This window comes from Nocardiopsis sp. CA-288880, from assembly GCF_050955985.1.
In the GTDB taxonomy this organism is placed as follows: Bacteria; Actinomycetota; Actinomycetes; order Streptosporangiales; family Streptosporangiaceae; genus Nocardiopsis; species Nocardiopsis tropica.
Genome location: NZ_CP192105.1, coordinates 1,525,628 through 1,539,924 on the forward strand (window position 1 = coordinate 1,525,628; position 14,297 = coordinate 1,539,924).

The following is a 14,297-nucleotide window of genomic DNA, read 5'->3' on the forward strand; positions in this document are numbered from 1 at the left end:
GCCGCCCCGGAGGGTGCGCGTCACGCGTCCTCCAGCACCTCCGCCATGCGGCCGATCTCCGCGTTCTGCTCCGCGATCACGTCGTTGGCCATCCTGAGCACGGTCTGGTCCCGGCCCTCGGCCATCGCGTCCTCGGCCATGGTGACCGCGCCCTCGTGGTGGGTGGTCATCAGTTCCACGAAGAGCCGGTCGAAAGCGTCGCCCTCGGCCTCCGCCAGCTGCTCCAGTTCCTCCGGCGTGGCCATGCCCGGCATGTCGGCGTGGTCGACGTCCAGCTCGCACGCGGGCACGTCGGCGTCCTCGCCGTGGTGGGTGCCGTCCCCCTCCAGGCCGCAGAAGTTCTGGTGCGCGGGGTTCTCCCGGGCGGGGCCGAAGACGTTCTCCTCCAACCAGCTCTCCATGGCGGTGATCTCCGGCCCCTGGGCGGCGGAGATGCGGTCGGCGATGCGCTCGATGCCGTCGCGCTCGTGGCGCTCCGGGACCAGGTCGGTCATCTCCAGGGCCTGGGAGTGGTGCTCGATCATCATCACCAGGTAGGTGACGTCGGCCTCGTTGTGCCCCTGCTCCTCGGCCAGGGCGGCGATCTGGTCGGCGGTCGCGGGCGACGAGGACTCGCCGGGCGCTCCGGGGGCGATGACGTTGGCCGACTCCCGGCCGTCCTCGTCACCGGTACAGGCTGTGGCTCCGAGCAGCGCGAGAGCTGCTCCGGTCGCGAGTGCCAGGCGACGCACGAGGTGTCCTCCGATGGGGGTGTGGTGCGGACGGATCCGCGGTGTCGTGGGGCCCGGTGCCCCTGAGGCAACGTCCTGCGGGTTTTCTACTCACTCGGTGGGTGCTTTGTCCAGCCCTGAGGGTGTGTCGACGGGACAGGGTTTCCTTCGGTACGCGTCCGGTCCGGGGTGGTCCGCGTCCAGTTCGCGCCGGGCGGGACCCGTGGCGGCCTCCTGTGGATCGGTCAGTAGATGTCTGGCCTCGGCGTTTCGTCTGGAGTGTGGCGACTTCGGGGAGTACAACACAAAGTAGTCAATTGGCAGCTTTGTGTAATTCGTGGGGGTGTGGGCTGTGGTGCGTGGACGAGGACGCGGTGGCCGGGTCCGCTGGGGTGCGGCCGGGGCGGGGTTCCTGGTGGCCGTCGGCCTGCTGGCCGTCCCCGGGGCGCGCGCCGCCGACGGCGTGAGCACGGGGGGCGGGGTCGTCCACCTGGCCAACCTGCCCAAGCCCGAAGGGCTGCACAGCGACGCCGCCTACAACTCGGACCTGGCGTTCACCGGCGACTACGCCATCGGCGGCAACTACGACGGGTTCGTCGTCTACGACATCTCCGTCCCGGAGCGGCCCCGGAGGGTGTCCACCGTCGTGTGCCCCGGCGGGCAGGGCGACGTGTCGGTGAGCGGTGACCTGCTGTACTTCTCGGTCGACTACCCGCGCGCCGGTACGGAGTGCGGCGCGGCGTCGGTGCCCACGACCGACCCCGAGGGTTTCGAGGGCATCCGGATCTTCGACATCTCGGACAAGGCGAACCCGCAGTACGTGGCGGCCGTGCCCACCGACTGCGGCTCGCACACCAACACCCTCGTCCCCGGCAAGGACGGCGAACACGAGTACGTCTACGTCTCCTCCTACTCGCCCTCCGAGCGCTTCCCCAACTGCCAGCAGCCGCACGACAAGATCTCGATCATCGAGGTGCCGCTGGCCGACCCCGCCGCTGCCGCGGTGGTCAGCGAGCCCGAACTGTTCCCGGACGGCGGGCACCGGAGGACCACGGGCTGCCACGACATCACCGTCTACCCGGAACGGGACATCGCCGCGGCGGCCTGCCTGGGCGACGGCCTGCTGTTCGACACGTCGGACCCGGCCGAGCCGCGGGTGGTGGACCGCGTCCAGGACCCGAACTTCGCGTTCTGGCACTCGGCGACGTTCACCAACGACGCCAGGAACGTGGTCTTCGCCGACGAGCTCGGCGGCGGAAGCGCGGCCACCTGCACGGAGGAGATCGGCCCCGAGAGGGGAGCCGACGCCGTCTACTCGCTGGACCTCGGTGGCGCGTCCCCCGAACTCGGATTCAGGAGCTACTACAAATTGCCGCGCCATCAGACCGAAACCGAGAACTGCGTCGCGCACAACGGCTCGCTCATTCCCGTGCCCGGGCAGGACTTCTTCGTGCAGTCCTGGTACCAGGGCGGCGTCTCGGTCATCGACCTGACCGATCCCGACCGGCCCGTGGAGATCGGCCACTTCGACCGCGGCCCCTGGAAACCGGACACGCTGAGCACCGCCGGCTCCTGGTCGGCGTACTACTACAGGGGCCACGTCTACTCGTCCGATATTCAACGGGGCCTCGACGTGCTCAAACTGACGGACCCGCGTTTGTCCGAGGCGGAGAACGTGCGGATGGACGAGTTCAACCCGCAGTCACAACCGTCTTTTCCGTCCCCGCGGTGACAGAACGGACGGCTGCGGGGCGCGCCGGGTCCACCTGGCGGGCCCCGCGGCCGCCTGCGGCTAGTCGCGTTGTGCAGCCAGATCGGGTCAGGCCGACACCGTGTTAACAACCATGTTTCTTTTGTATCCCCCTATACATGTTGATGTTGAACTGTGTACGTTCTTCCTGTTTCGCTCCAATCAGAATCAGGAGTTCGTATGGCGTCATCCCCCCCGACCCCCCGCCCCAGATACGCCTCGGCCCGAAGAGGGCTGACCGGCCTCACCCTGGCCGGAGCGGCCGCCCTCGTGGCCGGACTCCTCGGTCCCGCCTCCGCCTCCGCCTCCGCCTCCGCCTCCGCCTCCGCCGACGACGCGTTCGTCAGCGACGCCGACACCAGCTCCAACGTGACTCATGTGACCAACGTCCCGAAGACGGAGTCGATGAGCGACTTCAACTCGGACCTGGCGTTCACCGGCGACTACGCCATCGGCGGCAACTACAACGGCTTCGTCGTCTACGACATCTCCGAGCCCGAGGACCCGCAGATCGTGTCCGAGGTGCTCTGCCCCGGCGGGCAGGGCGACGTGTCGGTGAGCGGTGACCTGCTGTACTTCTCGGTGGACTATCCCCGTGCCGGTACGGAGTGCGGCGCGGCGTCGGTGCCCACGACCGACCCCGAGGGTTTCGAGGGCATCCGGATCTTCGACATCTCGGACAAGGCGAACCCGCAGTACGTGGCGGCCGTGCCCACCGACTGCGGCTCGCACACCAACACCCTCGTCCCCGGCAAGGACGGCGAGCACGAGTACATCTACGTGTCGTCGTACTCGCCCTCCGAGCGCTTCCCCAACTGCCAGCCGCCGCACGACAAGATCTCGATCATCGAGGTGCCGGTCGACGACCCGGCCTCGGCCGAGCTCGTCGACGCCCCCGTGCTCTTCCCCGACGGCGGCAACACCAACACCTCCGGCTGCCACGACATCACCGTCTACCCGTCCAAGGACATCGCGGCCGGCGCGTGCATGGGCGACGGCATCCTGATGGACATCTCGGACCCGGCCGCCCCGGTCGTGACCGAGGTCGTCCGCGACACCAACTTCGCGTTCTGGCACTCGGCGACGTTCACCAACAACGGCGAGACGGTCACGTTCACCGACGAGCTCGGCGGCGGGGGCGCGGCCACCTGCAGCGAGGCCATCGGCCCCGAGCGGGGGGCGAACGCCATCTACGCCATCGGCGACGACGCGCTCGAATTCCAGAGCTACTACAAGATCGACCGCCACCAGACCGCCACCGAGAACTGCGTCGCCCACAACGGCTCGCTGATCCCGGTGCCCGGGCAGGACTTCTTCGTGCAGTCCTGGTACCAGGGCGGCGTCTCGGTCATCGACTTCAACGACCCGGAGAACCCGAGGGAGATCGGCCACTTCGACCGCGACCCGATCGACGACGACCGGCTCGTCCTGGGCGGCTCCTGGTCGGCGTACTACTACAACGGCTACGTCTACTCCTCCGACATCTCCCGCGGACTCGACGTGCTGAAGCTGGACGACCCGCGCCTGCGGGCCGCCGAGCGCGTGCGCATGGACGAGTTCAACCCGCAGTCCCAGCCCGAGTACAGGCCCGGCCGGGGCGAGGGGCGCTGACCCTCCCCCGGGTCCGGCAGCGCCGCGCGACCCTCCCGGCCCCGGGAGGGTCCGGCGCACGGACGACGGGGCCGCGGCGCGCGCCGCGGCCCCGGGACAAGCCCCCGCCCACCCCCTAGCGCACAGGAGAACCCCCATGCCCGCACCACCCACCCCCGGCCGGCGCCTCGCGCGTACGGCCGCCCTCTCCGCCGCCGCGGGGACGCTCCTCGTCGGCCTGCTGAGCCCGGCCTCCGCGTACGCGGACGAGGCGCCCGCCGACGAGATCAGCAGCAACGTCACCCATGTCGCCCACGTGCCCAAGCCCGACGCGGTGCGCAGCACCAACTCGGACCTGGCGTTCACCGGCGACTACGCCATCGGCGGCAACTACGACGGGTTCGTCGTCTACGACATCTCCGAGCCCGAGGACCCGCAGATCGTGTCCGAGGTGCTCTGCCCCGGTGGGCAGGGCGACGTGTCGGTGAGCGGTGACCTGCTGTACTTCTCGGTCGACTACCCGCGCGCCGGTACGGAGTGCGGCGCGGCGTCGGTGCCCACGACGAACCCGGACGGGTTCGAGGGCATCCGGATCTTCGACATCTCGGACAAGGCGAACCCGCAGTACGTGGCGGCCGTGGCGACCGACTGCGGCTCGCACACCAACACGCTGGTGCCCGGCAAGGACGGCGAGCACGAGTACATCTACGTGTCGTCGTACTCGCCCTCCTCGCAGTTCCCCAACTGCCAGCCGCCGCACGACAAGATCTCGATCATCGAGGTGCCGGTCGACGACCCGGCCTCGGCCGAGCTCGTCGACGCGCCGGTCATGTTCCCGGACGGCGGCAACACCGGGACCTCCGGCTGCCACGACATCACGGTCTTCCCGAGCAGGGACATCGCCGCGGGCGCGTGCATGGGCGACGGCATCCTGATGGACATCTCGGACCCGGCCGCCCCGGTCGTGACCGAGGTCGTGCAGGACACCAACTTCGCGTTCTGGCACTCGGCGACGTTCACCAACGACGGCAGGAACGTGGTCTTCACCGACGAGCTCGGCGGAGGCGGGGCCCCCACCTGCACCGAGGAGATCGGCCCGGAGCGCGGCGCCGACGCCGTCTACTCCCTCGACGGTGACGGAGCCGAAGCCGACCTGTCGTTCCAGAGCTACTTCAAGATCGACCGCCACCAGGGCGGAGAGGTCTGCGTCGCCCACAACGGCTCGCTGATCCCGGTGCCCGGGCAGGACTTCTTCGTGCAGTCCTGGTACACGGGCGGCGTCTCGGTCATCGACTTCAACGACGCGGCGAACCCCGAGGAGATCGGCTACTTCGACATCGACTCCCGTGTCGAGGACGGCGTCCAGGACAACGACAGCTGGTCCGCGTACTACTACAACGGCTACGTCTACTCCTCCGACATCGAGCGGGGCATCGACGTGCTGAAGCTGGACGACCCGCGCCTGCGGGCCGCCGAGCGCGTGCGCATGGACGAGTTCAACCCGCAGTCCCAGCCCGAGTACAGGCCCGGGCGGGGCTGACCGGCCCGGACGGGGAGGAGGCTCCCCGGGCGGGGGCGGTGCCCGGCGCCGCCCCCGCTCCGCGTCCGGGGACCCGGCGGGGTCCCCGGACGCGTCAGCCGAACAGCCGGTCGGTGGGGGCGTCCACCGCCTCCAGGACGCGGCCGGTGAAGTACACCGTGCCCAGGGCCAGGACCCGGCGGCCGAGCGCCGCCAGGGCCGCCGCGGTCAGGTCCCCGGCGTCCATGCGGCCCCAGTGCGGGGGCAGGACGTGCTCGAAGCGCAAGTGGGCCTCGGGCAGGCGCACGGCCGTCACGGGAAGGCCGCCCAGGACCTCCACGGCGCCGGAGACGTCCTTGTGGTCCGGCAGGCACAGCAGCACGTGGTCCACCCCGCCCCACAGGCCGCGCGCGTGGGCCAGGGCCGCCGCGACGCCGACGCGGTCGATGGCCGAGTCCACCACCACCTCCGCGTCCGGGGCCTCCCCGCCGGGCGCCCTCCCCGCCGGGAGCGGCACCGTGTGCCGGGACAGCCGCCCCGGGAGGCGGACGGTCGCCAGAACGCCGTGCAGGGTCCGCCGGTCCGGCGCCGGGATCCCGAGGTGCTCCAGCATCCGCGCGGCGGCGGCCGTGCCCAGGACCCCGGAGGCCGCCGACAGGCCCGGCGGCCGCAGCGCGGGCGGCGGCTCCGTCCCCGCCGCCTCCGGATCGACGACCTCGGCCCCGACCCTCCCACCGGTCGCGTCGGCCAGCGCCGCGTCGACCTCGGCGGCCACCTCGGGGGTCTGCGGAAGGCGCACCAGGGCCCGGGTCCGCTCCCCGGCGACCAGGGTCTTCTCCCGGGCGATCTCGACCACGTCGGCGCCGAGGACGCCCACGTGCTCGGCGAAGACCTTCCCGAGCGCGACGACCTCCGGGCCCGCCAGGCGCAGCTCGTCGCGGCGCCCGCCCATCCCGGCCTCGAGGACGCACACGTCGGCGCCCGCCTCCCGCGCATGCAGGAGCCCGGCGACCAGGAAGAGGCCGCTCGGCGCCAGGTAGCCCCCCGACTCCTCCACCGTCGGCAGCTCCCGTCGTGCGGCGTCGATCCGCGCGCCCAGGGCGTCCAGAACCGCGTCGTCCACCGACGCCCCGTCCACCCGCACGCGTTCGCGGTAGGAGCGGAAGCTCGGCCCCGTCACCAGGACGGTGCGCAGGCCGGCCGCCGAGAGGGCTGCCGCCGCCGTCGTCGCCGTACTGCCCTTGCCCTTGGAGCCGACGACCCCCAGCACGGGGGTGCGGTCGGCGTCCAGGCCGAGGGCGGCCAGGAGCGCCGAAGCGCGTCCCAGGCTGCGTGTCTGTCCGGGGCGGCGTTCCGCCCACTCGGTGAAGAAGGGGTCAGGGCTCGGCATACCCCAAGTATGGTCTGTGCGACATCGGCCGCCGGACCCCTCACCCGGAGTCCGGGCCCAGGTGGGGGCGCGTACACTGGCGCGGGTGTACACCCCGACCACTGAGACACCGTGAGCGGCGTGAGCGCCGAGCAGCGCTACGCCGAGGTGACCGCCGAGATCCTCTCCCGCGCACCCGAGTCCGACATCGATCCCCGCCTGGACCGCGTCCGCACCCTGCTGGATCTGCTGGGTGACCCCCATCGCAACTTCCGGGTCATCCACGTCACGGGGACGAACGGCAAGACGTCCACCGCGCGCATGATCGACGCGCTCATGCGCGCCAGGGGCCTGCGCGTGGGCCGCTACACCAGCCCGCACCTGCGCACCGTGCGCGAGCGCATCGTCGTCGACGGTGAGCCCGTCTCCCAGGAGCGGTTCGTCGAGACCTACGACGACATCCGCCCCTACATCGACATGGCCGACGAGATGAACGACGCGCCCCTGTCGTTCTTCGAGATCCTCACCGTGATGGCCTACGCGGCCTTCGCGGACAGCCCCGTGGACGTCGCCGTGGTCGAGGTGGGCATGGGCGGCCGCTGGGACGCCACCAACGTCGTCGACGGCGACGTGGCCGTGGTGACCCCGATCGGCATCGACCACACCGACTACCTGCCCGACACCCTGCACGGCATCGCCGAGGAGAAGTCCGGCATCATCAAGCCCGGCTCCGTGGCGGTCCTGGCCCAGCAGCCGGTGTCCGCGGCGGAGGTCCTCCTCCGCAACGCCGCCGAGGCGGGGGCCCAGGTGGCCCGCGAGGGGCTGGAGTTCGGCGTCACCTCCCGCGAGGTGGCCGTCGGCGGCCAGCAGCTCGCCCTCAAGGGCCTCACCCGGGACTACGAGGACCTGTTCCTCCCCCTGTTCGGCGCCCACCAGGCGGGGAACGCGGCCGTGGCCGTCGCCGCCGTGGAGGCGTTCGCGTCCGCGGGGGAGGACGCCGAGGGGCTCGATCCGGCGATGGTCGCCGAGGCCCTGGCCGGAGTGGACTCCCCGGGGCGCATGGAGGTCGTGCGCACCAGCCCGACCGTCATCGCCGACGCGGCGCACAACCCCGCCGGGATGATCGCCACCGCGGCCGCGGTGGGGGAGGCCTTCAGCTTCTCCCGCCTGGTGGGCGTCGTCGCGATCATGGCCGACAAGGACGTCGAGGGGATCCTCGACCCCCTCGAACCACTGCTTGACGAGATCGTCGTCACCCGTAACTCCTCACCGCGTTCCCTCGGACCGGAGCAGTTGGGCGCCCTCGCCCGACAGGTCTTCGGGGACGACCGTGTGCACGTGGTTCCCCGACTCGACGACGCCATCGACCGGGCCGTCGGCCTGGCCGAGGAGGGCGGAGAGCTCGGCGGCACCGGTGTGCTGGTCACCGGGTCGGTCGTCACCGCCGGTGACACCGTCCACCTGCTGCGCGGTTCCGGCGAGTGACGGGCGGGGCGACACACAACGAAGGGAACCCGCTGTGCGCGTAGTCTGCGCCGTCGTCCTGCTGTTCGAGGCCATCGTGATCGGCCTCTTCATCCCCGTCGCCATCTCCCTGGAGGGGATGGAGCCGTCCGCCGCCGCGAGCCTGTGGGGCGGCATGGCCGCCGTCGCCCTGGTGCTCTCCGGCCTCCAGAAGCGCACGTGGGCGCACTACGCCGCCTGGGCGCTGCAGGCCGCGTTCCTGTTCACCTCCTTCCTGGTGTCCGGGGCGGTGCTCATCGCGGTCGTGTTCGTGTCCCTGTGGGTGACCGGGGTGGTCATGGGCCGCCGCACCGACGAGATGAAGGCCGCGCACGCGGCCCGCGCCGAGGCCGAGGCGGCCGCCTCCGGGGACGGGGGCGGGGAGGGTTCGGCGGCCACCGCGTCGCCGCGGCAAACGCGATAGTGTGACGCACGTCCGGACAGGCGGCCGGTCCCCTCGGGAGGGTTCTCCCCCTTCGCGGCCCCGCTTCCGTGACCCACCACCCGAACCTCCGCGTGCGGCCTACGCCGTGGGCGATCGCCCACGCGCCACGCGGAGTCCCAGTGAGGAGTTGACACGCACGTGGAGCGCACTCTCGTTCTCATCAAGCCGGACGGCGTCCGCCGCAGCATCGTCGGCGAGGTCATCTCGCGCATCGAGCGCAAGGGCCTGAAGCTCGCCGCGATGGAGCTGCGCACGCTCGACGCCGAGACCGCCCGGACGCACTACGAGGAGCACGCGGAGCGCCCGTTCTTCGGCTCTCTCGTGGAGTTCATCACCGGCGGCCCCCTGGTCGCCCTGGTGGTCGAGGGCGAGCGCGCCGTGGAGGCCTTCCGGGCCCTGGCCGGCGCCACCGACCCGGTGACCGCCGCGCCCGGCACCGTCCGCGGCGACTTCGCGCTGGAGGTCCAGCAGAACATCGTGCACGGTTCGGACTCCACCTACTCGGCGGAGCGCGAGATCAAGCTGTTCTTCCCCGACCTGTAGGGGCCGGGCGGCCGCGGACCCTACGGCATGGGGTCCGCGGCCCGGTAGTCGACTTCTCATGGTTCGTCCGGTGACGAGGCATCAATTCGGTGTGTTTGCGTAACGGAGTAAGTGCTGACCGTTACGATGCGGGGGACTGAATACCTATCGTGCCGGAACGACTACGTATGGTCGCCCCGTGCAACCACGTCCGACACGGCGCCTCTGAGGACGTTACATGCCGAACAACCTTGCTTTTCTCGGCCGGGACATGGCCGTCGACCTGGGAACCGCCAACACGCTCGTGTACGTGCGCGGACGCGGCATCGTTCTGAACGAACCATCGGTGGTCGCACTCAACACGTCCACGGGAAAGATCGTCGCGGTCGGCATCGAGGCCAAGCAGATGATCGGCCGAACGCCGAACAACATCACCGCCATCCGCCCCCTCAAGGACGGCGTCATCGCCGACTTCGAGATCACCGAGCGGATGCTGCGCTACTTCATCCAGAAGATCCACCGGCGACGCCACTTCGCGAAACCGCGCATCATCGTCGCGGTTCCCAGCGGCATCACCTCGGTCGAGCACCGCGCCGTCAAGGAGGCCGGCTACCAGGCGGGCGCCCGCAGGGTCTACATCATCGAGGAGCCCATGGCCGCCGCCATCGGCGCCGGGCTCCCCGTGCACGAGCCCACGGGCAACATGATCGTGGACATCGGCGGCGGCACCACCGAGGTGGCCGTCATCTCCATGGGCGGCATCGTCACCTCGCAGTCCATCCGCGTCGGCGGGGACGAGCTGGACCAGGCGATCATGACCTTCGTCAAGAAGGAGTACTCCCTGATGATCGGGGAGCGCACCGCCGAGGAGCTCAAGATCGCCATCGGCTCCGCCTACCCGACCGGACCCGAGGAGCTCCACGCCGAGGTGCGCGGACGCGACCTCGTCAGCGGGCTCCCCAAGACCGTCGTGCTCTCCGAGGGCGACGTCCGCCAGGCCATCGAGGAACCCGTCACCGCCATCGTCGACGCGGTCCGCACCAGCCTCGACAAGTGCCCCCCGGAGCTGTCCGGCGACATCATGGACCGGGGCGTGGCCGTGACCGGGGGCGGAGCACTGCTGCGCGGCCTGGACGACCGGCTCCTGCACGAGACGGGCATGCCCATCCACGTCGCCGAGAACGCGCTCGACTCCGTCGCGGTCGGATCCGGCACCTGCGTCGAGAACTACGAGAGGCTGCACCAGGTCCTCGTCCCGGAACGGCGGCGATGACATGCTCCGCGACTCACCGAGGTCCCGGCTGGTCCTCGCCCTGCTGGTCGCGGCGGCCGTGGTCCTGCTCGTCCTGGACGCCCGGCCCGGCGCCGACCCCGTCACCTCCGTGGCCCGGGCGGGAGGCGAACTCGTGTTCGCCCCCGCCGCGGCCGGGGTCGGCTGGGCCGCCGCGCCCGCGGTCACCCTCTACGACGGCCTGCGCGAGGGGCCTCGGGCCGCCGCGCGCGTCGCCGAGCTGGAGGAGGCCAACGCCGCGCTGGAGGCCGAACTCCAGGCCGCCCGCCTCGACCACAACCGGTCCGACCAGCTCGACGACCTCCTGCACCTGTCCGGCCTCGGCGCCTACGAGGTGGTTCCCGCCCAGGCGGTGACCCGGTCCACCGCACGCGGTTACGCGCACACGGTCACCATCGACACCGGCACGGAGTCCGGTGTCCGCCCGGACATGACCGTCGTCAACGGATCCGGCCTGGTGGGGCGCGTGGTCGAGGCCGGCCCCCGCACCGCCACCGTCATGCTCGCCACCGACGTCAAGTCGGCCGTCGGGGCCCGCCTGGAGTCCACCCGCAAGATCGGCGTGGTCAACGGCGGCTCCGTCCCGGGCGGTCCCGAGGCCGACCTCACCCTGGAGCTGTTCGACATGGAGGCGCCGGTGGAGGCCGGCGACCGGATCGTGACGCTCGGATCCCACGAGGGCGCGCCCTTCGTCCCCGGAGTGCCCATCGGCACCGTCGACGAGGTGCAGGTCGCGCCGGGAGCGCTCAGCCGTATCGCCCGCCTCACCCCGGCCGTGGACTTCGCGTCCCTGGACGTGGTGGGCGTCGTCGTGGCGGGTCCCGACGACGACCCGCGGGACTCGGTGCTGCCGCCCAAGCCGAAGAAGCCCGAGAAGTCCGAGAAGCCCGAGGGAGAGCAGTGATGAGGTCCGCAGCGACCCTGGTCATGGTGGCCGCCGCCGTCCTCGCCCAGGCCACGATCGTCAACCGGCTCCCGTTCGCGTGGGGCCCCGGCCCCGACCTGGTGGTCGCGGCCGTCGTCGCGGTCGCCCTGACCACCAGCCCGGCCGCCGCGGCCGCGTGCGGTTTCGGTGCGGGCCTGGCCATGGACCTGCTGCCGCCCGCCGAGCACGCCGTCGGCCGCTACGCCCTCGTGCTGTGCCTGGCCGCCTACCTAATCGCCCTGCTGCGCCGCAACACCGGGGCCCCGGGCGCCGTGGGCGCGCGCGCCTCCGGCTGGGCGGCCGTCGGCGCCACAGCCGCCACCGCGCTGGGGGTGGGGGCCGGGTACGCGGCAGTCGGCCTCCTCATGGGCGACCAGCACATGACCCCGGCGGCCGTCGGGACCGGCGTCGGGGTGGGCGCGGCCCTCACGGTGCTCGTCGCACCGCTGGTCACCCTCCCCGTCCTGCGAGTGCGCGAGACACTCGCGGACAGCGAGTTCGCCACCGTCCAGGGCCCCATGGCCCCGGGAGGGTGGTGAGCCGTGCGCAAGCCGCCGTTCGACCCGACGCTCCCGGGGCCCAGGCTCGGCCGTGCCGGTCTGATCACCGCCCAGGTCCTGGTCCTGGTCCTGTTCGCCGTGCTGACCGCGCGCCTGTGGTACCTCCAGGTGCCCATGTCCGACCACTACCGCGACCTCGCGGTGGCCAACCACCACCAGCAGCTGATCGTCCCCGCGACGCGGGGGCAGATCCTCGACTCCACCGGCAGGCCCCTGGTCAACAATCGGACCGAGCTGGTGGTATCGGCCGACTACCACGAGCTCATGGGCATGGAGGACTCCGGCGAGAAGGTCCTGACCGACCTGTCCGGGGTCCTCGACGTCCCGGTGCACGAGCTACGGCAGCGCATGCGCCTGTGCGGCCCCGAGGTGGAGCGCCCCTGCTGGCCGGGCTCGCCCTACCAGCCGGTCACGCTCGCCGAGGACGTGGAGCCCTCGATCGCCCTCCAGATCATGGAGAGCGCCGACGACTTCCCCGGTGTCACCGCCCAGGCGCACGCCGTCCGCGAGTACCCCTACGGCGCGCACGCCGGACAGATCCTCGGCTACCTGCAACCCGTCACCCAGGAGGAACTGGACGCCCGGGAGGAGCTGCGGACGCAGTTCACCGGTATCGACCAGGTGGGACGCGACGGCCTGGAAGCGGTCTACGACGCCGAGCTGCGGGGGACCGCGGGCCTGCGGACACTGGGGGTGAACAACCACGGCGAGGTGATGGACGTGATCTCCGACCGCCTGCCCGTGGCCGGCTCGCACCTGGTCACCCACCTCGACGTCGGCGTGCAGAAGATCGCCGAGGACGCGCTGAAGGAGGGGATGGAGGCCGCCCGGCCCAGGTACAGGGCGGACTCCGGCGCCGCGATCGTCATGGACGTGCGCAACGGCGGCATCGTCGCGATGGCCAGCCTCCCGACCTACGACCCGGGCGTCTGGCAGGGCGGCATCGACCAGGAGACCTTCGACGAGATGCTCAGCGAGGAGGCGGGCGAGCCCATGCTCTCCCGCGCCGTGCAGGGCCAGTACCCGCCGGGTTCCACGTTCAAGATCTCGTCCCTGTCGGCCGCGGTGGAGAACGGCTTCTCGCTGCGCAGCACCTACGCCTGCCCCGGATCGGTCAACATCGCCGGCCAGAACTACCAGAACTACGCGGGCGGCGGCCATGGGGCGCTGTCGCTGCACCAGGCCATCGTGGTCTCCTGCAACACCATCTTCTACAACTTCGGCTACCAGCTGTGGCTCAAGGACGGCGGGCTCAGGCCCGAGGGCGAGCCGACCGAGGCCATGGCCACCATGGCGCGGGGCTACGGCTTCGGGGCGCCGACCGGCATCGACCTGCCGTACGAGACCGGCGGCCGCATCCCCGACCGCGAGTGGAAGCGCACCTTCTGGGCGCAGACCCGGGAGAACAACTGCTACCGGGGCGAGCACGGCTACCCGGAGGTCGCCGAGACCAACCCGTCGCACGCCTCCTACCTCAAGCGCCTCGCCCACGAGCAGTGCGTGGAGGGCTTCGAGTGGCGTGCGGGCGAGGCGGTGAACTTCGCGATCGGCCAGGGCGACGTCCTGGTCAGCCCGCTGCAGCTGACCCGGGCCTACGCCGCCATCGCGAACGGGGGCACGCTGTACGAGCCCCGCGTGGCCAAGGCGCTGGTCGCCGCGGACGGCAGCTCCGTCGAGGAGATCGAACCGGTCGTGGCCGGGCGGGTCCCCGTCAAGGACGAGACGATCGAGTACCTCCAGAAGGCGCTCACCGAGGTCACCAAGTCCGGTACCGGCCGCGGAGCCTTCGCGGAGTTCCCGCAGGACGACGTGTCCATCGCGGGCAAGACCGGCAGCGCCGACGCGCAGGAGCGCCAGGTGTCGTCCTGGTTCGCCTCCTACGCGCCGGCCGACGACCCGCAGTTCGCGGTGGTCGTCTTCGTCTCCCAGGGCGGAACGGGCGGTGAGACGTCCGCGCCCATCGCCCGCAAGATCTACGAGGGCATCTACGGGTTCTCCGGGAAGAAGGACGACGACTCCGGCGGCGGCGAGCCCGCGCTCCCGGGCGGCAAGCCCTACTCGGAGCTGCCCGTGGTGCGTTCCGACGGTTCCATCGAAGTGTTGGATCGGTAGG

The 14,297-nt window shown here is 71.4% G+C and carries 12 protein-coding genes; 10 read left to right on the forward strand and 2 right to left on the reverse strand.

The window, feature by feature from the left end:
• Positions 1-20: 20 nt before the first annotated feature.
• A complete protein-coding gene (locus tag ACQPYD_RS06705; RefSeq protein WP_433700223.1) occupies positions 21-731 on the reverse strand; it encodes a DUF305 domain-containing protein in 711 nt (236 codons plus the stop codon).
• Between the two features lie 331 nt (positions 732-1,062).
• Between ACQPYD_RS06705 and ACQPYD_RS06710 the strand changes: the two genes are divergently transcribed.
• The 3 genes from ACQPYD_RS06710 to ACQPYD_RS06720 all read left to right on the forward strand — a co-directional run bounded on the left by ACQPYD_RS06710 (position 1,063) and on the right by ACQPYD_RS06720 (position 5,590).
• Entirely contained in the window at positions 1,063-2,442 is a 1,380-nt protein-coding gene (locus ACQPYD_RS06710; protein ID WP_433700224.1) for an LVIVD repeat-containing protein, read from the forward strand.
• A 198-nt stretch (positions 2,443-2,640) separates the two neighbouring features.
• On the forward strand, positions 2,641-4,071 hold the full coding sequence (locus tag ACQPYD_RS06715; RefSeq protein ID WP_433700225.1) for an LVIVD repeat-containing protein: 1,431 nt from the start codon (positions 2,641-2,643) through the stop codon (positions 4,069-4,071).
• Between the two features lie 136 nt (positions 4,072-4,207).
• Positions 4,208-5,590: an LVIVD repeat-containing protein gene (locus ACQPYD_RS06720; protein WP_433700226.1), complete on the forward strand. Its 1,383-nt coding sequence runs from the start codon at positions 4,208-4,210 to the stop codon at positions 5,588-5,590.
• A 94-nt stretch (positions 5,591-5,684) separates the two neighbouring features.
• On the opposite strand, the gene ACQPYD_RS06725 is transcribed toward ACQPYD_RS06720, so the two are convergent.
• Entirely contained in the window at positions 5,685-6,959 is a 1,275-nt protein-coding gene (locus tag ACQPYD_RS06725) for a hypothetical protein (RefSeq protein ID WP_433700227.1), read from the reverse strand.
• Positions 6,960-7,070: 111 nt separating this feature from the next.
• Between ACQPYD_RS06725 and ACQPYD_RS06730 the strand changes: the two genes are divergently transcribed.
• The 7 genes from ACQPYD_RS06730 to mrdA all read left to right on the forward strand — a co-directional run bounded on the left by ACQPYD_RS06730 (position 7,071) and on the right by mrdA (position 14,296).
• A complete protein-coding gene (locus ACQPYD_RS06730) occupies positions 7,071-8,423 on the forward strand; it encodes a bifunctional folylpolyglutamate synthase/dihydrofolate synthase (RefSeq protein WP_433700228.1) in 1,353 nt (450 codons plus the stop codon).
• 34 nt (positions 8,424-8,457) lie between these two features.
• Positions 8,458-8,865, forward strand: a complete 408-nt coding sequence (locus ACQPYD_RS06735; RefSeq protein WP_433700229.1) for a DUF4233 domain-containing protein — start codon at positions 8,458-8,460, stop codon at positions 8,863-8,865.
• Between the two features lie 159 nt (positions 8,866-9,024).
• Positions 9,025-9,429 (forward strand): nucleoside-diphosphate kinase, encoded by a 405-nt coding sequence (gene ndk, locus ACQPYD_RS06740; RefSeq protein ID WP_267948599.1) that lies wholly within the window; start codon positions 9,025-9,027, stop codon positions 9,427-9,429.
• 217 nt (positions 9,430-9,646) lie between these two features.
• Positions 9,647-10,681, forward strand: coding sequence for a rod shape-determining protein (locus ACQPYD_RS06745; protein WP_433700230.1), 1,035 nt, complete (start codon positions 9,647-9,649; stop codon positions 10,679-10,681).
• 1 nt (position 10,682) lies between these two features.
• Positions 10,683-11,603 carry a rod shape-determining protein MreC gene (gene mreC, locus ACQPYD_RS06750; RefSeq protein ID WP_433700231.1) on the forward strand — a complete coding sequence of 307 codons (921 nt, stop codon included), beginning with the start codon at positions 10,683-10,685 and terminating at the stop codon, positions 11,601-11,603.
• On the forward strand, positions 11,603-12,163 hold the full coding sequence (gene mreD / locus ACQPYD_RS06755) for a rod shape-determining protein MreD (protein ID WP_433700232.1): 561 nt from the start codon (positions 11,603-11,605) through the stop codon (positions 12,161-12,163). The genes mreC and mreD overlap by 1 nt, the downstream gene beginning before the upstream one ends.
• Before the next feature lie 3 nt (positions 12,164-12,166).
• The gene (gene mrdA / locus ACQPYD_RS06760; protein WP_433700233.1) at positions 12,167-14,296 is read left to right on the forward strand and encodes a penicillin-binding protein 2; all 2,130 of its coding nucleotides are present in this window, start codon (positions 12,167-12,169) and stop codon (positions 14,294-14,296) included.
• Position 14,297 lies beyond the last annotated feature (1 nt).